Below are 19,966 nucleotides of genomic sequence, written 5' to 3'. Positions count from 1 at the left end.
GACTCCAATAAGAGTTTGAAACATGAAATGCCATTAAGAAATTCTAATCTTTTACAAGTAAAAATTCTCTATCGCTCACATTCGGCTTTCAGCCGGTTCGCTAGACTGCCATGCTGGCAGTCTCACGAGAATTTTTACTTGTAAAAGAAGAATTTTAAATGGGATTTCAATTGTTTCTGCACTTCTTATCGGAGTCACTTTCGGAGTAAGTTCATTTTATTATGTATTGCTATATTTAGAAGAATGAGCTCTTCCGTTCCGGTGGAACGGAAATCGTATTGTAGAAAAACATAGTAGCAAAACATAATAGTAAAATATGAATTTTTAAAAACAATAGTTGGGAAAAGCTGAGGACTATCGGCTCAGGTTCGATAGGATGTCCGATGGTATGTATTTTAGAAATAAAAGATAAGTGGAAGGGTATGTTAAACCTTCTGCTTATCTTTTTTATTTTACGCATTTAAGAATATCCTAAGTTTTGAGTTTACTTTAATTCGGATTATAAAAAAAACTATACTTTTATACATCATTTTTCACTTTACACATTAGTTTTGGATACTTTACTTTATAAAAATATTAATATCTTCAATAATATAAGGTTATATATAACTATATATGGGTAAAATTAATACATATGAATAATTAAAATAAATAAAGCCGGGGTAATAAATGAAAAATGAAGCTATTTCTGAAAGACAAGCAACTATATTAATAATACTTTTTTTACTTGGAAATTCTCTTTTGATAGGATCTGGCACTCAAGCAAAACAAGATGCTTGGATAGCAGTAATTATTGCTATTCCCTTTTCTATTATATTGGTACTTATGTTTTCTAAAATTTTATCTTTATATCCTGGAAAGGATTTATTTGATATACTTCCGCTAGTCATGGGGAAGTATATTGGAAACCTATTAAGTATACTAATGATATGGTTTTTCTTTCATGATGCAGCCTTAATCTTTAAAATCATAGCAGAATTTACTAATACTTTAGTATTCGCTGATACACCTGTGGTAGTACCAATGATTTTTTTTGCTATGCTAATTATATGGAGTTTAAAAGCAGGCATTAAAGTCCTAGGACGATGGGCTGAATTCTTTAGTTGGGTTATAATTTCAATAGTTCTAATTGTACCTTTATTATCAATTTCACAAATGGATATTAACAGATTAAAACCAATACTAAACAATGGTGTAACTCCCTTGTTAAAAGGTGTTTTTTCAAGTTTTACTTATCCCTTTGGCCAAATCGTAGTTTTTACAACAATATTTTCAAATATATCTAAAGTAAAAAATTACAAAAAAAGCTTTATAGTAGGTATACTCATAGGTGGAGGACTTATAACCTTAACAGTGTTAAGAAATATTTTAGTATTGAGTAATGATACCATATCTAGAGAATACTTTCCGTCTAGCATGGCAGTAGGCATTATTCGTCTAGGTCTTCTTCAAAGACTTGAATTAACAGTAATTATAGTGTTTTTAGTGTGTGCCTTTATTAAGGTAAGTATAGCTACTTTTGCAGTTTGTAATGGAATTTCAAAGGTTCTCGGGTTTGATGATTACAAATTCATTGCAACACCTATAGTTTTCCTAATGTTAAACTTTTCTTTTTTTGTTACCAAAAGCACCATGGAATCGCATTTCTGGATTTCAAATATATGGCAATATTATTCTTTTCCTTTTGAAGTTATAATCCCTTTTGTTGTCTTTATTGTGGCGGAGATTAGGAGTAAAAGACCTAAAGTGTTATAGCCCAATAATCATAAAAAACTATATTGGTCATGGAGAAGGAAGATTGAATCCACAAGTTTTAATCTTTTATTATAAACATCTGATTACAAATTTTTCGTCCTGATTCAGTTTTGAAAATTTTGTTATAAGTATTTTGTATAGTCTCTTTATCATTTTCATTTTCATATAAATTCACAAGGAAGTCAGCCTCTACTAAAATCTGATAATCAATCCCATCAATATTTGAATAAGTATGGTGGTGAGCTACCAAATAGCTTACCCTCTCAATTACCTCCTTCTTAAATTCAAGTCTATTTAATAATTTTTCTGCATAAATAGGGCCTTCCTGTTCCTGAAGCTTGCCATTACTTTTTCCATATTTTTTCATAGAAACATTAATCCCTATATCATGAACAATAGCTGCCACCTCTAAAATTTCCATATTATTCGATGAAATTTTCTCCATGCTACCAATTAGCTTAGCAAACTCATGTACCTTTATAAAATGTTGAATTAACTCTGGCGCGCCTTCATCGAATTTAAACATTTCTAAAATTAAATTGCTAATTTTATTCATACTAATACTCCTTAAAAATATAAAATATTATTTCTCATTATTACTTGAAAAAAGTTGTTGCAATAAATCAAGGTATTTCTCTGGATAAATTAGGCTAATTTCTCCATGTCGACTTTTTCCAATTACCTTTAAAAAACTACCGTTAATAGTTTCATGAAGTAGAGATGCTGATTTTTTCATTATTGATAATTCCTTTTCACCAACTAATATTAATACTTTTGCTTTTGTATTACACAAAGTCAAAGGCATTGGATAATTCCCATTACTTTTAGTAATATTAATTAGTGATTCCTTCGTAATTTTTGAGCTTTCTTCATAATAAGTCTCAAACAAATTATCTGGCACGTTTAACGATTTAGCTTGTAGCTTTGCAAACCACCTTTTTTTTAGTAACCCATAACAAATATTATACATTGGTACAGTTAATGAGCATGCAAGTTTCATAGGATAAACTAAGGCACTTTCTATAACAGCGTTATCCGTAATATCTTTTTCTCTAGATAGTATTTCAACAGTTATTTGAGCACCGATAGATAAACCACATATTGCAAAAACTTTCCCATTACAATTATCTTTTATATATTTAATAACCTGCTCACCTGATTTTTTTATACTTACAAAAGGGGTATCAAAAGCATCACCTTGTCCATCAATAATAGGTGTTACAACATAATATTTTTTTTGTAAAACCTCAATTTGTGGTTTCCATGACCACCAAGACAATCCACCCCCATGGAGAAAAATAATAACAGGCATACTTTTATTTCCGAATTCTTTAAATATCATGTACCTCTACCCTCCATAGATTATCCCCATTTTATATACCATCGCTCTTAGGTTTTTATTAAGATACTACATAATAGTATAACTTACTCCAGAAGTGACTTGAAATAAGAAGAGCAGAAACAATTGAAATTCCATTTAGAAATTCTTCTTTTGCAAATAAAAATTCTCGTAAGCCTGACAGGAAGTCAGGCTAGCAAACCTGAGCCAGGACGGCGAATGTGAACGATAGAGAATTTTCTATTTGCAAAATATTAGAATTTCTTAATGTAATTTCATGTTTCAAGCTCTTATTTCAAGTCACGCAGGAGAATGTTATAGGTGTCACACTTTTTTATTGCTTTCTTCCAGTTACCACAAATATCGGGTTATTAGCCATTAACATATAACTCTTTCCTTTTGTTCTACTTACTTGAATTTGTACACATTCTACTTCATATTTTAACTTTTTTAAAGCTTCCATAGCCTTGTATACGTTATTTATAGTTATAAAGTTTAAAACAATATTTTTGCCATTTTTTAGTTTATCTCCATACTTTTCAATAATGTCAGCTATATTTCCACCACTTCCGCCCACAAATATAGCGTCAAATTCTCCTATTATGTTTGACGCTATCTCCATAGCCTCGAAATTTATTATTTCTAAGTTACTTGTCTTAAACTTTTCTTTATTTTGTTTTAAAACCTCTAACGCATCATTATCTTTTTCTATAGCTATAACTTTACCATTTTTACATATCTGCGCTATCTGAATACTTACAGATCCTGTTCCAGCGCCAATATCTATAACTCTATAATTATCTTCAAGTTCTAGCTTTACTACACTTAATATTCTTACTTCTTCCTTAGTCATTGGGCAATTGCCACGTATAAATTCATCGTCTTTAATAAACCTCATATTTTTGGACCTCCTGATTTATTCCACTACAATATATATTTCTATTATACAACAGAAGCGTATATTTCAGAAATCTTCTTTTAGTTTATACGGAATTTAATTTTTTACTTTTCACTATGTTTTACAAACTCCGCTTCCCCAGCCTCTTTATCCGTAACTTGCTTTATTTGCCTAGCTAATCTTCCACCACAGTTTCTACAAAAATTATCAGTTATATTGTTCACTTCACCGCAGTTCCAACAATACGTAATTTCATTAACGTTGTTTTCTTGATGTGGCTTTTTTCTTTGCTTGTTTTGAATTATCCCTTGTTTGTTAAACAACTCTACCACCCTATTTTTAAAACTAACGACACTTTCTGATTTAAAAAAATATTTCAATGCTATAAATGAAATGAATCCTGTAATTACTGTATCAATTAATACAATAGGTAAATTATCTGCAGAAGAAGGTATCATTATTATCATTACTAATTTCGAGATTGTAACAAATGAGAAAGCTATAGCAATGGCATTATATTTTTTCCTTGCAAAACATAAGATGCCTATAACTAGTAATAATGAAATATTACCATCTCTTAGTCCACTCGCCATGAATAAAGGATATATAATTACTATGAAGCTTACAAGGTATAAAATATATTCAACAAATGGCATTATATATTTTAGAGTTTTAATGGAATATAATGCTCCCTCAAGATTCACTGATACTTCATTCAATGTTAGTCCATTTGCTTTTTCCATAACAATTAAATTTTCTATTTCAATTTTATTTTTAACCTTTTCAAAAAAATTGCTACTTGATTTCATTGATGAGTCCTTTATTGATGAAACAATTAGCGTGTTATTTTGTGAGTTATCTTCATTTACAATACTAATTTTCTTATTTGTTGCAAATTGCAATATCATTCCAAATATAGCAAACAAAATACCTATAATTATACTAGTTGCAAAACTGCTTATGTCTAATATTTTAGCTAAACTTATTCCCGCAATTAATCCACCTGATAAACTTGTGGAAACAATTATTACTGGTCTTACATAAAAAACACTTAATACTCCTAAAACCAATGCCATAATAATTCCTAATGTAACCGCCTGTGTAATTACATATCCTAATAAAAATCCCATAAACCCACAGAGTATAAAAATACCTACTTTATACAATTTAAATGTTATAAATGCGCCTAGCAAAGCAGATAGTATAACAATTAACATCGCCATACCTGCATTGAACGAGCTAGTATTAATAACTACTCCACCCATTATTCCAAATATAAAAAAGCCACAAACAGTAACCCAAAACTTAAACAGCTTATACCCTAAGAAACATTGTAAGAATGTAAATAAAAACGTTACGACTGCAATAATCCTTATACATTCGCTAGCAAAACCACTGATTCCAGTGGGATCTTCTACCATAGAATTAAGCTGTTGTAAAACAGCCAAAAATCCAGATATTCGCATAAAACCACTCCTTTTGTAATAATTTTGCATATGGTATATGAGATTATTTTTATATCACAATTTGTTTTCTCTTAATAGCGTATTCAACTTAATAAGCATATATTTATAACTTTTGGGAAAATCAATAATTAAATCATCTCCTGGGTCGCTGCAATATTAAATAACCTATGTTTATTAAAAAAGTGCTCAAGCGATTTAAAATTAATCACTTGAGCACTTTTTCAGAAAAAATGAAACATCAAATAAGGTTATTCTTAACCTCTTATAATTCAAAACTCTTAAATGCCTCTAAGAATGATTCAATATCCTTATCCGTATGTTTAGTGCATAAGAATATTGCTTCAAATTGAGAAGGTGCAATATTTATCCCACTTTTTATCATGTGTTCAAAATATCTTGCAAATAATTTTGCATCACAAGTTTTAGCATCCTCAAAATTTTTAACTTCACTCTTCTTTGTAAAGAAAGCTGTAATCATTGAACCACATCTATTGACTACCATAGGTATACCTTTTTCTTTTGCAATTTCTAGTAATCCCTTTTGAAGTTTTTGTGATAGCTTTTCCATGTTTTCATATACACTTGGATTGTTATAAAGCTTAGTTAAACTTGCATAACCTGCTGCCATTACAACTGGATTTCCAGACATTGTACCAGCTTGATAAACTGGTCCTATAGGTGATAACATCTCCATTATTTCTTTTTTACCACCATAAGCACCACAAGGAAGTCCACCTCCCATGATTTTTGCATAAGTAATTAAATCAGGATAGATTCCATATATACTTTGTGCACCTTTGTATGCTACTCTAAATCCACTCATTACTTCGTCAAAAATAAGTAGACTCTTATATTTATCACATATTTTTCGAAGTTCTAATAAAAACTCTTTCTCTGCTGGAATAACTCCCATATTACCTGCTACTGGCTCAATAATTACGCAAGCGATATCATCACTATATTTCTCAAACAAAACTTTTACACTTTCTATATCATTGTAATTTGCTATTAATGTATTTACAATACTTTCTTTAGGAACCCCTGCAGAACCTGGTATTCCCTCAGTAAGCACTCCTGAACCTGCTTCGACTAAAAATCCACCAGCATGTCCGTGATAACATCCTGCAAATTTAATCATTTTATTCTTTTTTGTATAACCTCTTGCAAGTTTTACTGCACTCATAGTAGCTTCTGTACCTGAATTAACCATTCGAATCATCTCTACGCTGTCTACAGTTGAGCAAATATGTTTTGCAAGTTTTAGTTCTATCTCTGTTGGTGCACCAAAAGCAATCGACTCTGCCGCAGTTTTTTGTATAGCTTTTACTACATCATCATCACAATGCCCAAGTATCATAGGACCCCAAGCACATACAAAATCTATATATTTATTACCATCTTCGTCATAAATGTAAGCACCCTTACCTTTTTTAATAATCGGAGGAGTTACAGCTACATCTTTATATGCTCTTACTGGGCTATTAACACCACCAGGCATATAGTTCTTTGATTCATTAAATATATCTAAATTTCTCATAGTAATTTCCTCTTTTCTAAATATTTGATTTTAGTACTTTACTTTCCATAGATATTTAGGACTCAATTATCTACAACATATTGCAAACCTCAAGTTCACAATTACTCTTTAAGCCACTTACATAAATCAATTGCATAATAAGTAATTATCATATCTGCTCCTGCTCTTTTCATAGATAAATGCATTTCCATAGCTATAGCTTTTTCATCAATAAAGCCCATCTTTGCAGCAGCTTTTACCATGGCAAATTCTCCACTAACACTATAAGCAGCTACTGGCACATCATGTCTATCCCTAGCCCATCTTACTACATCTAAATATGATAACGCTGGTTTTACCATTATTATATCTGCGCCCTCTTCAATGTCAGCATCTATTTCTCTCATGGCTTCTCTTATGTTTGCTGGATCCATTTGATAAGCTTTTCTGTCTCCAAATTGTGGCGTTGAATTAGCCGCTTCTCTAAAAGGACCATAAAATGCTGAAGAGTATTTTGCACTATAAGCCATTATTAATACATCTTTATATCCGTTACTATCTAAAAGTTCTCTTATTGCAGCAACATGTCCATCCATCATATCAGATGGCGCTACCATATCAGCTCCAGATCGAGCGTGAGATAATGCTATTTCTGCTATATATTTTAGACTCTTATCGTTGTCAACCTTTGTTCCCTCTAATATTCCACAATGTCCATGACTTGTATATTCACACATACATACATCTGTTATTATAACTAAATCTTTTGATATTGCGCGAACTTTTTTAACTCCTCTTTGAATTATGCCATTTTTATCGTAAGCGCCACACCCTACTTCATCTTTATGATCTGGTAATCCGAATAAAATTACTCCACGCACACCTACTTCGATAACCTCTTCGATAATCTCATGTAGTCTATCTAAAGAAAAATGATAATTTCCTGGCATTGAAGATATCTCTTCCTTGATGTTTTCACCCTCCACTATAAATATGGGAAATATAAAGTCTGATGAAGTTAATACTGTTTCACGTACTAAATCTCTTATATATTTTGTTTCTCTTAATCTTCTATTTCTTTTGAACAAAGTTATCCACTCCTAATTAAATATATTTTAATGTTATCCACAATTTATTATTAATCATCACCTGCGGTGCTGCATTAACGACTTCAGAAGGAAATATATTTTCTCATTAACGTCTCATCTTTATTATAATATAAAATTTTCACTTGAGAAGTTGAGACTAACCTTCTGAAATGTCATTAAGTAATCACAAAATTATTATTACATTTCTAAAAGTTTATTTATAACACCTTCTACGCTATAAACATCACATATAGTTGGGTTCACCTCTACGTCTATTAGTGCTTTTGCAGTTATTGGCCCTATAGCAATTGCTTTTTTAGATTGTATAGTTTCAATTCCTACCATCTTAATCATATTTTTAACTGTTGATGGTGAAGTAAAGACTATTATATCTACGTCTTCAATTTCATTTTCAGATCTCAATTTGCCACAAATAGTTTCATAAGTGAAAACTTCCTCAACAATGCATCCGACATTTCTTAATGCTTCTACTAAATAAGGTCTTGCATCTTTTGATCTAGGTACTAACACCTTGTCATATTCTTTTACATAACCCCTCATTTTATCAAACAAACTCTCAGCAACAAAATGTTCTGCCACAATATCTGGTGTAATGCCTCTGTTTTCAATGGCCTTTGCAGTAGCTGGTCCTATTGCTGCAACTTTAGCTTTAAGTTTTCTAACATCAAATTTGATATCTCTTAAGTAATCAAAAAAGTAATTAACTCCATTTACACTTGTTAATGTTATGAAATCATAACCTGTAAGCCTTTCCTTGCATTTTTCTAAATTAATTGAAGTATCTTTAAATTCGATAGAATTTATTTCAAGCACCTCTGCTCCTAAATCTATCAATTCTTCCCTTAATTCTTTTGCTTGAGCTTTTGACCTAGTTATACAAATATTCTTACCAAATAGCGGTTTCTTCTCATACCAATTAAATTGATCATTAAACTGGATTACTTCTCCTACTACAATAATACAAGGAGACGATATTTCTGCTTCTTGGACCTTGCCTATAATATCTATTAAAGTTCCTACTACCTTTTTTTGCTTCGATGTAGTTCCTCTCATTATTACTGCGCAAGGTGTACTTTTATTTTTTCCATTAAATATAAGATTTTGTGCTATCTTTTCTAAGTTTTTAAATCCCATCATAAACACTAAGGTTCCACCAAGGCTTGCAACTGACTTCCAATCAATCTCTAGTTTTTCTGCACTCATCGCAGTGAATACATGGAAATTTTGAGCTATTCCTCTATGAGTTATAGGTATCCCAGCATAACTTAGTACTGCTATCGGTGAGGTTATTCCTGGTATAACTTCGAATTCAATATTTTCGCTAAGAAGAGCTAAGGCTTCCTCTCCACCTCTTCCAAATACAAATGGATCTCCGCCCTTAATCCTTCCAACAATGTTACCTTCTTTAGCAAGAGTTACTAACATATCATTTATTTCATCCTGAGTTTTATAATGACACCCTGGCTCTTTTCCACAATAATATATTAAACAATCTGCCTTTAGATATTTAAGTATACTAGTACTCGCAAGCCTATCATACATAACCGCTGTACATTTTCCAAGCATTCTTATAGCTTTAAGAGTTATTAACTCCTCATCTCCTGGACCTACTCCCATTAAATAAACCTTTCCCATTCGAATCACTCCTTATTTTTATAAACCTATTTGTTTTCGAGTATATTCTTTGCTAAAGCTTCCCCTAATTTTATATAAGCGTTTTTATCTCCTGATAATTGTTTTTTAACTATTTTTCCATTTACTCTGTACACTCCAGTCATGTGCATAAGGTCATTGTCAAGATAAGCATATGCTCCTATACAATCGTGACAATCTCCATTAAGCGTTGCCATAAAACTTCGCTCAGCATCTACACATATTCTAGCCTCATAACAATCTAATTTTTTAATCATATTTATTTGAGGATGGTTTTTAACCATTTCTATTCCTAGTGCGCCTTGAGCTATTGCTGGCACTATCTCATCTATTGTAAAATAATTAGTAATTATATTTTCCATGCCTAGCCTTTTTAGACCTGCTGCTGCGAGTATTATTCCATCTAGATTTTCCTTTTTTATCTTTGCTATTCTAGTCTGTACATTTCCCCTTATAGGTACAATTTCTATATCTGGTCTTAGAATTTTAATTTGTGTACCCCGTCTTATACTGCTGGTGCCTATTCTTGCGCCCTCATGTAAATCATAAAAGCTGATGTTGTCAAATGCAACAAATGCATCTCTAACATCTTCCCTTACTGGGATTGCAACTATTTCAAACTCTTTCGGCACATCATATGGAACATCTTTCATGCTATGTACTGCCATATCAGCTTTTTGCTCTAGCATTGCAAACTCTATTTCCTTTACAAAAAGTCCTTTACCACCTATTTTATCCAAAGTGACATTTAAAATCTTATCTCCCTTTGTTTCAATTAGCACCTTTCGTGAATCAATATCAAACTTTTCTTTAATCATAGCCATAATCGAATTTGCCTGCACTTGTGCAAGTTCGCTTCTTCTAGTTCCTATATTAATTTTCAAAATTTCGACCTCCTCAAATCCTTACCTGCGCTAATTAATTTTAAATATCAGTTCCATAAAACATTTCTAAGATTATATTTTGGACATCCTTAGTATAGAAAAAAAAGAAATCCTCACTACATACAAAATTCATGATTTCTTTTTTTTCTGCTCGCATCTTAACTATATTTCTAATAGTACAAGTATAATCTATAAAATTCGAATACTCATAAATTTTATCTTCTATAATTTTTGACATAAATAGTGATGTTTTAGGACTACCGCCTTTAGTATGTAATGCAAACTTCATATTAGAAGTATCCCTTTGAACCGGTTTAACTACTAAGCCCTGTGTGAAATCTTCACAGTTTAAATATAACTTACACTTCTCATCACAATAATTTTTTATAGATTCATTTGTAATATTATTATTTGTTGCAATAATTACAATATGGTTAATATCAACATAAGACTCTTTATATTCATCTTTTATTAATTTTATATTAGAAACATCTTTTAACTTATAAAACTTCTTGTTAAATTCTTTCGAAACCACAGTAACATTGCAGCCTTCCTTTGAAAACGTTCCACATTTTATAAAAGCAGCCTCTCCCCCACCAACAATAAGTATGTTAACCTTACTAGATAATAGTGAAATCATGGTATAATTTACTGCTGAAAAATCCTGCTTATTATATCCACGCATTCCTTAGACCTCCCCTTCAAATGTTCCTCCTTTAAAACCTGTATAGCTTTATTTACAAAGGCGTTTGAAGTGCTCTTTAATAAAATCTCTGCTAATTTTTCATTATCTTTTGTCTCTTTTTTATGCTTAAAGGTTGCAAGTCTTTCCTTATATATATCCTCACCATTATGTTTTATCATTTTAATAAAAGGCGACAATTCTTCTATAGTTTTCCACTCTACAAATTCCCTTATGGCTTTATCCACAATATATCTATTATTTTTCATTGAATCCTTACGTATTTTAAAATTTGCATCATGAATATCCCTTATTTTATCTATATCATAAACTTCATATAAAGGATTTCCACTTACTATTTCCTCAATATCTCTTGGCACAGCTAAATCAAACAATAACAAGTGCTTGCTCGGTAACTCATTCAAACGAACCACCGTATGAGGAGCCGTGGTACAAGATATAACACAATCTACCTTTTCATAATGTTTTTGTATATCATTAAAAGGTATTATTTTCACTCGCGGGTCCTCTATATCAACCTTTTGAGCATCTCTAACCGCAATATATAGTGAATCTATTTTTTCTTCTAGTATATATTTTGTAGTTAATTGTCCAACCGTACCATAACCTAATATCATAAAATTTTTATATCCCATATCTATTGCTTTTTTAACTACCATTGATGACGAAGAAACTGGTATTTCACCCGTTTTAGATTTAGTTCTAAAGTTTTTGCCGCAAGCAATAGCATTTTCAAAAAGCCTCTGAAATTCCTTTTTAGTCGCCCCAGAGTCTTTTGCTACTTCATACGCATCCCTAACTTGACCCAAAACTTGATCTTCCCCAAGCAATAGTGAATCAAACCCGCAAACTACCTCCATTAAATGCTGTACTGCTTTTTCTTCCTTATAATTAAATACACACTTTATTAAAGTCTCATCCCAATTTAGTGCATTAAATATTTTCTTAACAATATCTTCATCTTTTGACTTAAAATATATTTCCGTCCGATTACAAGTACTTAAAATAACCGCCTCATCGCAAATATTAACAAGAGCCGCAAGGGACCTTTCTTGACGTTTGGGTATAATTGAAAGTTTTTCTCTAATTTCTATTTTAACATCATGTTTTACCCCTATAAGTTGTATCATTATATCATCTCCAAAAATACTTAACTATTGGTAATACTTCATATTTATTATTTATATATATTGGCACATATTTCGTATATTACACATATTAATGTTATATAAAATAATGATCCATACATTAATTTTATTGTATCCACAATATGTTCCCTACCTAAATCTTTTATTCTATTTCCTATAGTTGGTTTATACATTTTCTCTCCAAAATATACATTTGTTCCACCTAATTGGACTCTCATAGCTCCTGCAACCGCACCTTCAGGATAAGCACAATTAGGACTTTTATGATTTTTTCTATCCCTTATCATTACTTTCATACTATCTAAAATATTTCCCCTAACAATTGGAGCTGCAAGGCAGATTAAAAATCCAGTTAATCTTGCAGGCACATAATTAAACACATCATCTGTTTTTGCTGGAAAGAATCCAATATATTTATATTTTTCATTCATATATCCAAGCATTGAATCCATAGTATTTATACCCTTATACATCATAGCTAGTGGCGCTCCCCCTAGTATTGCATACAATATTGGAGCTATAACACCATCCGCCGTATTCTCCGCAATGGTCTCCACATCTGCTCTAACTATTTCATCCAAGCTAAGGTCTTTAGTATCTCTTCCTACAATATACGACAATTTAATTCTTGCATCATCAATATCATTTTTAACCAAAGCATCATAAACCTTAATGCCCTCCATGTGAAGGCATTTCGTTGCTATTGTTGTCCAAAGCAAAATGATATTAAGAATATTATATACCCAAAAGAACTCTTTGGATATTTTTAAAATTATAAATGGGACTAAAAAACTAGAAAATGCTACTATAACTACAATTACTCCTCCAAATATTTTAATTTGCTTATGAGTATTGCATAACTTTCTACCTAATTTATCTAAGACACTAATAAGTTTGCCTATATAAATCACCGGATGTTTAAACCAATATGGATCTCCAATTAATAAATCTAACAAAATTGCTACTATTAAATCCATTATATTCATTTGAAATAGTATTCCCATTATAATTCCTCACTATCTTATTTTTCTTAAACATTAATTAGTTATTAACTGTCCCCGCCTTTTAGAAACACTAAACACTAATTAGTTGTTAACCGTCCCTACTTTTTTATTCCTATGATCTTATAAATCATATTCATATCTATGTTCTCTCTTACTATATCTGCTAGCTTGTCTATTTCTTTTTCTCTTAGACTCTCATAAGTCTTAGATTTTTTAGGTTTTATAGATTTTTTTATTCTTAATGCATTAATAATAAACTCTCTAAATTCCGTTCCATCAAATACCCCATGAATATACGTACCCATAACATTTCCATCTTCATTAATTGCTCCATCAAAGGATGAATTATGGTTACCTTGCATGGAAGTATTGTCACCGTTTCTATCATATATTTCAAATAGAGGTTTTGCCTTTTCCCCATAACTACATTTACCCATGTGTATTTCATAACCATAAGTCTTAACATTACTAGTTTTCATGTTAAGACTACGGGCCTTTACTCTTGTAGTTATTTTTTCATCTTCAAATAATGTGTCTATGTCTAAAAGCTTCATTCCTTCTACTTTATCAAAACTTCCCTCCACACCATGTGGATCACTTAAACTATTACCTAGCATTTGGTACCCACCACAAATGCCCAATATCGTCCCTTTGCCACTGTACTTCTTAACAGCATCCATAAGTCCTGAATCTCTTAAAGTAATTAAATCATCGATAGTATTTTTGGTTCCAGGGATTATAAGTAAGTCTGGGTTTCCTAATTCCTCTTTAGTTGTTATAAATCTAACTGATACATCTTCCTCTGCCTTTAATGCATCTAAATCTGTAAAATTTGATATATGCGGAAGTTTTATTACTGCTATGTCAATAGGTGCAGTAATTTTCTTATTAAATTCTACTGCGCCATCCTCATCTTCAAGGTCCAATCTAAAGTACGGAACCACCCCTGCACAAGGAATATGTATAATATCCTCAAGCATTGTAAGTCCTGGCTTTAATATTTCTAAATCCCCTCTAAATTTATTTATAATAGTAGCTTTAACCCTTTTTTTCTCATCTTCCTTTAGTAAAAGCATAGTTCCTGCAAGTGATGCAAATACACCACCTTTATCTATATCTCCAGCAAGTATTACGGGGGCATCTATAAGTTCTGCCATTCCCATATTCACTATGTCTCTTTCTCTTAAGTTGATTTCTGCAGGGCTACCTGCTCCCTCCATTACTATAATATCAAACTTCTTTTCTAATTCTTCAAACTGTTTTTTTAACATGTCCTTGAATTTTAGTTTCATATTATGATACTCCATTGCTGTACTATTCCCATAAACCTTTCCATTAACTATAATTTGACACTTTTTATCTGAGGTAGGTTTTAGAAGTATTGGGTTCATAAATACTTCTGGCTCAAGCCCTGCTGCATATGCTTGAAGCACCTGTGCACGTCCCATTTCTTTTCCATCCAATGTGATATAAGAGTTTAATGACATGTTTTGTGACTTGAAAGGACATACTGAAAACCCGTCTTGTTTTAAAATTCTACATAACGCTGTAACTAATATGCTTTTTCCTACAGATGAAGCAGTTCCTTGAACCATTATTTTAGCCATTACTTTTTCTCCCTTCCCCCGTGTTTGTCTTTGCCTTGTATTTTGCTCTATTAAAAAAAAACAGCAAGCTATCACACCTGCTGTGGACTTACACCACTTGAAAATATTATATCACATTTTAACAGTCGCATTTAGCAATTTTTTTTATAAATTAATGTCTTTAATGTATATGATTAATCATTATTAATCTTATCCTTGGAATTTATTATATCAAAAAGCTCTTTTTTATTTCTAGGTACAGCTGCATCTGAATCAATTTTCCCACTACTTCGAAGCTGCTCAAAAACTTCAAGAATAAATGGTTTTTCAAGGTAACACTCATGAATTAGTTTATCATCCGAAAAAATTTCATAAGGTGTGCCTTCCCTAGCTATTTCGCCATCTTTAAGCACTATAATATAATCTGACCAAGAATAAGCAAGCTCCACATCATGAGTTGATAATATAACAGTTATTCCTTTCTGATTTAAATCATCAAATATTTTCACAATTTGTTTTGAATGCTTAGGGTCAAGACTTGAAGTAGGCTCATCGAATACTATTATTTCTGGGTTCATAACAAGTATATCTGCAATTGCCACTCTTTTTTTCTGTCCATAACTTAAAAAATGCACTGCCTTATCTTTATAATCATACATACCCACATCCATAAGTGCAGCATCCACCCTACGCCTTACTTCTGTCTCATTTAGCTTTAAGTTCATAGCACCAAATGAAACTTCTTGATATACACTTGCAGAAAATAATTGATTCTCAGGATCCTGAAACACTATGCCTATGTTTTTTCTTAATTCTAATAATGACTTTTGATTATACTTTACTTCATTTCCTTTATAAATTACATTACCTTTAGTTGGTTTTAAAATACCATTAAAGTTCAAGAAAACAGTTGATTTACCTGAACCATTAACCCCAACAAATGATACCTTTTTACCTTTTTCTATTTTTATATTTATATTGTTTAATGCTTTAGTTCCATCTTGATACTTATAACTTAAATTTTTTGTCTCCAATATATATTGACTCATTATATCATCTCCCTGGGGGTCTTAAATTTTACAACCTTGAAATATCTTTACTAAAACATAATATTTTTACTAAAACTTACAATTATTAAAAACACTTCTACTAATATAATTAGGGATATATTTTTGTATGAAGTCACATAATGATTTTCCAATAAATTTATATCTCCATCATAACATCTTGACTCCATAGCCATATAAATATCTTGTGACCTTTTGTACGCACTTAAAAACAATGAAGTAACTAAATTCCCTAATGAATTGAACCCTCTTCTAAATGTTGAATACCCAAGCCTTGAACTCTGAGATATATAAATCATATTAGCAGTATCTAATAATACAAAAATAAATCTATATATAAGACCCATTAGTTCAACAAATAATTTAGGTACTTTAAGTTTTCTAAGCACTGATAAAACTTCAAAAACTGGCGTTGTTAATGTTAAAAAATATAAACAAGAAACTGCTGCTAGTGACTTAAAAAATAATCTTGCTGCAGTTATTAGGCTATCATAAGTACATCCTAATGTAACATTAAAAATACTAAAACTAAATATTAATCCTTTACTACTTGTTGCTACATTTATTGCTATTGTTATAACACCCATTATCAAAAAAACTAATGGTATGGACATTAATTCAATATAATTTTTTAATGGTAATTTTCCCTTAAAAACCGTTATAAAACTCATAAGTAATAATATTATTATAGAGTCAGCTATGTTATTAAGTGATATACATACAATTATTGTAGCCATTGAAAAAATAAATTTTTCCATAGGATTAACATTTTTAAGTTTCGAAATATATGCTAACTTGTCTATAGAAATCAATTTTTCTCACCTTCATTTGTTTCCCCTTTCACTTCTATTTCTGCCCTTGCTTTTGCTTTTCCTTTTGCATACCCAAAGAAAAAACATACAACGCCTGATCCGATAGCCGCCTGTAGTGAAAATAAAAGACTTTCTATTTCAGCGCTTGGCGGTGTCCAGATTGAAGAGAACCAAGGTTTATAATTTGCATCAATTTTTGTTATCTCATTTTTCGCCAAATCATCTGAACCAGTAAAAGCCGCATGTTTTAGAAATAATAGAGGAATAACAGCAATAGCAACAACAAGTACAGCAAGTATCAAATTTTTTTTAAGCATACTATTATTCTTACTTTTTTTATCGATACTCATCTTCACTAATCCTCCTCTGATATAACGTTTAATTCTTTAAGTTCTTCCTTATTATATTTAGTTAAAAGATTAAATACTATAACTGTTAATATCCCCTCACTTATTGCAAGTGGAAGTTGTGTTACTGCAAATATACTCATAAATTTTATAAGCGATGCCACAAACCCTCCTATTTTATCTGGAAATGCAACTGCAAGTTGAAAAGAAGTTGTAACATAGGTCATTAAATCACCAAACATTGCGGCAGAAAATATAGATATTGACATTGAAACATTTAATTTCTTTAAAAGTTTGTATACGCCGTAAGATACTATTGGTCCAACTACAGCCATAGAAAAAGTATTAGCGCCAAGAGTTGTGAGTCCTCCATGTGCAAGAAGTAAGGCTTGAAAAATCAAAACTATTAATCCGAGTACACTCATTACTGTAGGTCCAAATAAAATTGCACCAAGGCCAACCCCTGTTGGATGCGAACAACTTCCTGTAACTGATGGTATTTTAAGTGCTGATAGAACAAATGCAAATGCTCCTACCATTGCAATTAACATCTTAAGTCTTGGATCTATTCTTATTTTTTCCTTTATAGAAAAGTAACCAACAACAATAAATGGTATGCATATTGCACCCCAAGTTATACACCATTTCGGCGGTAAAAATCCTTCCATTATGTGCATTGCGAATACGTTCCTCGGTATAAATAGCAACATCATTAAAACTCCGAGTGTAACTTGGTATTTCTTTAACATAAAAACACCCCCCATATTATTCTATTTGATTTATTTTTTCTTGTGATTTTATTTTAAAATAAAAAAAGCCCTTTAACTGGAGCGTTAAAAGGAAACGATTTAAAATTATGTTTAACCATATAAATCAGTAAACAAATTTCTATTACAAAGCCCTCCCTATCACTCGTAGAGTTTATGGTGCAAAACATAGGCAGATATTCTGACTCAAGAATCATTATTTAAGTACGCCTTCCCCGTTTCCGAGTGACATATTGTACTTAAATTCATCTATTACAGCTACGAGATAGTTCAGGATTTTAACCTGATTCCCTTTTAATTAATCAATTTTAATTAAACCTATATTTTATTATTCAATTTTAATAATAATTTAGTATGATTACTTACAATACAATAATAGCATTATTAATACAAGAAATCAACTACGTAAATTGTCCACATTAATCCATAATTTTATGGAACTAATGTGGACAACTTTGTTAATAACTTTATTTATCTTTTATATGATTTATTAAACTTACTAATTTTCTTTAATTAATCTTGCCCTTAAAAACATAGCTTTCTTACCTATACTTGAAAATTTAGCTTCATATTCCGTAATAACATTTTCTTCAAAACCACTTTTATGAAGATCATATGTTAAAAATAATATTTCAAAACCACATTGTTTAAAATATTCTATAGAGTCTTCAAACAAGTCTGTATCATCTGTTTTGAACCAAACTTCAGATCCAACTTTTAAAAATTTCTTGTAATTTGTTAAGAATTTAGTATGAGTTAATCTTCTTTTATTATGTCGTTCTTTTGGCCAAGGGTTACAGAAATTTATATAAATTCTACTTATCTCATCTTTTGCAAATACATCATCAATAAACATAATGTTTAAAGGCATAAGACGTACATTTATATTTTGCTCTGTCTTAAGCGCACGTACTTCTATCACTTTTCTAAGTGCAAACACTAGTACCTCATCTTTTAAATCTATGCCTACAAAATTAATGTTAGAATTTTGCTTAGATTTTTCTGCAATAAAACTACCCTTACCACATCCAAGCTCCAGATGTATTTCATTTTCATTTTTAAATTCTTCACTCCAATTTCCTTTATGATCATATTGATCTGTTCTTACAATATGGCTGGCCTCTAGTTCCGGCCTAGCCCAATATTTTTTTCTTAAGCGCATATATATTCTCCTTACATTTGTAATAATAACAATTTTTAACTTTATTTTTTTATTAAGTCATGACTTCTTATTGAAGCATTGTAGCGATGTTCATAAAAATATTATATACCCAATTAGCTGGCACTTGCACAATATAAGTGAAAACTGATTGACTACCAGGTAATATAGGTAATATTAACACCATAAATATCAAAAATTGATATCTAGTAAAAGTATCTGACATATTGTAAAAAAACTTTGGAAACAAATCCCTAATTATATGGTATCCATCGAATCCTGGCACTGGAACTAAATTAAGAAAAAATAACATACAATTTATAGATACCGTAATCTTTAATATTTCTATAATAATGGTAAATACCGTACCCTGAACAGGTGAGAATTTCCAAAATAGTACCGTTAAAATTGCAAATATAAACCCTATAATCAAATTTGCAAATGGACCAGCAAATGAAATTTTCAAATCATCCCTATAATAATTTTTATAAGAACTAGGATTTGTTTCAACGGGTTTCGCCCATCCAAATCCCGTTAATATAATCAGAATAAATCCTATTGGATCTATATGCGCAATTGGATTCAGTGTAAGTCTCCCTTGAAATCTAGGAGTTTTATCCCCTAACCTATCCGCTACAATAGCATGTGCATACTCATGGAATGTAAATGCTATTAAAATTGCTGGTATCATTAAAATTTTATACAATATTTGCTGTGTATCCAAACTTACTCCCCCTCACATTCATTTTTTAT

At 30.9% G+C, this 19,966-nt stretch carries 19 protein-coding genes and 1 riboswitch; of the genes, 1 reads left to right on the top strand and 18 read right to left on the bottom strand.

Annotated features, from left to right (window positions below; translation table 11 throughout):
* Nucleotides 1–669 precede the first annotated feature (669 nt).
* Complete coding sequence (locus LL038_RS22815) at nt 670–1,755, top strand: GerAB/ArcD/ProY family transporter (RefSeq protein WP_216122602.1); 1,086 nt, start codon at nt 670–672, stop codon at nt 1,753–1,755.
* A gap of 58 nt (nt 1,756–1,813) precedes the next feature.
* Here the strand turns inward: LL038_RS22815 and LL038_RS22810 are convergent, their stop codons facing one another.
* The 18 genes from LL038_RS22810 to LL038_RS22725 all read right to left on the bottom strand — a co-directional run bounded on the left by LL038_RS22810 (nt 1,814) and on the right by LL038_RS22725 (nt 19,904).
* Nucleotides 1,814–2,311 carry an HD domain-containing protein gene (locus LL038_RS22810; protein WP_216122600.1) on the bottom strand — a complete coding sequence of 166 codons (498 nt, stop codon included), beginning with the start codon at nt 2,309–2,311 and terminating at the stop codon, nt 1,814–1,816.
* A 27-nt stretch (nt 2,312–2,338) separates the two neighbouring features.
* Nucleotides 2,339–3,097, bottom strand: a complete 759-nt coding sequence (locus LL038_RS22805; RefSeq protein WP_216122598.1) for an alpha/beta fold hydrolase — start codon at nt 3,095–3,097, stop codon at nt 2,339–2,341.
* Between the two features lie 331 nt (nt 3,098–3,428).
* The gene (cbiT, locus tag LL038_RS22800) at nt 3,429–3,992 is read right to left on the bottom strand and encodes a precorrin-6Y C5,15-methyltransferase (decarboxylating) subunit CbiT (protein ID WP_216122597.1); all 564 of its coding nucleotides are present in this window, start codon (nt 3,990–3,992) and stop codon (nt 3,429–3,431) included.
* A gap of 104 nt (nt 3,993–4,096) precedes the next feature.
* Entirely contained in the window at nt 4,097–5,458 is a 1,362-nt protein-coding gene (locus LL038_RS22795) for a DUF4203 domain-containing protein (protein ID WP_216122595.1), read from the bottom strand.
* A 262-nt stretch (nt 5,459–5,720) separates the two neighbouring features.
* Nucleotides 5,721–6,995, bottom strand: a complete 1,275-nt coding sequence (gene hemL / locus LL038_RS22790; RefSeq protein ID WP_216122593.1) for a glutamate-1-semialdehyde 2,1-aminomutase — start codon at nt 6,993–6,995, stop codon at nt 5,721–5,723.
* A 101-nt stretch (nt 6,996–7,096) separates the two neighbouring features.
* Nucleotides 7,097–8,062, bottom strand: coding sequence for a porphobilinogen synthase (hemB, locus tag LL038_RS22785; protein ID WP_216122591.1), 966 nt, complete (start codon nt 8,060–8,062; stop codon nt 7,097–7,099).
* Between the two features lie 198 nt (nt 8,063–8,260).
* Nucleotides 8,261–9,718, bottom strand: a complete 1,458-nt coding sequence (gene cobA, locus LL038_RS22780) for a uroporphyrinogen-III C-methyltransferase (RefSeq protein WP_216122589.1) — start codon at nt 9,716–9,718, stop codon at nt 8,261–8,263.
* A 26-nt stretch (nt 9,719–9,744) separates the two neighbouring features.
* Entirely contained in the window at nt 9,745–10,620 is an 876-nt protein-coding gene (hemC, locus tag LL038_RS22775; protein WP_216122587.1) for a hydroxymethylbilane synthase, read from the bottom strand.
* A 40-nt stretch (nt 10,621–10,660) separates the two neighbouring features.
* Entirely contained in the window at nt 10,661–11,305 is a 645-nt protein-coding gene (locus tag LL038_RS22770) for an NAD(P)-dependent oxidoreductase (RefSeq protein ID WP_216122585.1), read from the bottom strand.
* On the bottom strand, nt 11,269–12,453 hold the full coding sequence (gene hemA, locus LL038_RS22765; RefSeq protein WP_216122582.1) for a glutamyl-tRNA reductase: 1,185 nt from the start codon (nt 12,451–12,453) through the stop codon (nt 11,269–11,271). The genes LL038_RS22770 and hemA overlap by 37 nt, the downstream gene beginning before the upstream one ends.
* Before the next feature lie 47 nt (nt 12,454–12,500).
* Nucleotides 12,501–13,475, bottom strand: coding sequence for an adenosylcobinamide-phosphate synthase CbiB (gene cbiB / locus LL038_RS22760; protein ID WP_253200249.1), 975 nt, complete (start codon nt 13,473–13,475; stop codon nt 12,501–12,503).
* Nucleotides 13,476–13,573: 98 nt separating this feature from the next.
* Nucleotides 13,574–15,082: a cobyric acid synthase gene (locus LL038_RS22755; protein WP_216122580.1), complete on the bottom strand. Its 1,509-nt coding sequence runs from the start codon at nt 15,080–15,082 to the stop codon at nt 13,574–13,576.
* Nucleotides 15,083–15,255: 173 nt separating this feature from the next.
* Nucleotides 15,256–16,110: an energy-coupling factor ABC transporter ATP-binding protein gene (locus tag LL038_RS22750; protein WP_216122578.1), complete on the bottom strand. Its 855-nt coding sequence runs from the start codon at nt 16,108–16,110 to the stop codon at nt 15,256–15,258.
* A 50-nt stretch (nt 16,111–16,160) separates the two neighbouring features.
* Entirely contained in the window at nt 16,161–16,940 is a 780-nt protein-coding gene (gene cbiQ / locus LL038_RS22745; RefSeq protein ID WP_216122576.1) for a cobalt ECF transporter T component CbiQ, read from the bottom strand.
* Entirely contained in the window at nt 16,937–17,290 is a 354-nt protein-coding gene (locus LL038_RS22740; RefSeq protein WP_216122574.1) for an energy-coupling factor ABC transporter substrate-binding protein, read from the bottom strand. The genes cbiQ and LL038_RS22740 overlap by 4 nt, the downstream gene beginning before the upstream one ends.
* A 5-nt stretch (nt 17,291–17,295) precedes the next feature.
* Nucleotides 17,296–18,036, bottom strand: coding sequence for an energy-coupling factor ABC transporter permease (locus tag LL038_RS22735; protein ID WP_216122572.1), 741 nt, complete (start codon nt 18,034–18,036; stop codon nt 17,296–17,298).
* A 171-nt stretch (nt 18,037–18,207) separates the two neighbouring features.
* Nucleotides 18,208–18,391, bottom strand: a riboswitch (cobalamin riboswitch).
* Nucleotides 18,392–18,553: 162 nt separating this feature from the next.
* Nucleotides 18,554–19,216: a tRNA (guanosine(46)-N7)-methyltransferase TrmB gene (trmB, locus tag LL038_RS22730; RefSeq protein ID WP_216122570.1), complete on the bottom strand. Its 663-nt coding sequence runs from the start codon at nt 19,214–19,216 to the stop codon at nt 18,554–18,556.
* Nucleotides 19,217–19,283: 67 nt separating this feature from the next.
* The gene (locus LL038_RS22725) at nt 19,284–19,904 is read right to left on the bottom strand and encodes a site-2 protease family protein (protein WP_216122798.1); all 621 of its coding nucleotides are present in this window, start codon (nt 19,902–19,904) and stop codon (nt 19,284–19,286) included.
* Between the last annotated feature and the right edge of the window lie 62 nt (nt 19,905–19,966).

This window comes from Clostridium estertheticum (assembly GCF_026650985.1).
GTDB classification, from domain to species: domain Bacteria; phylum Bacillota; class Clostridia; order Clostridiales; family Clostridiaceae; genus Clostridium_AD; species Clostridium_AD estertheticum_C.
Note: the sequence above shows the minus strand (reverse complement) of the source record. Positions and strands in the feature narration are given on the sequence as shown.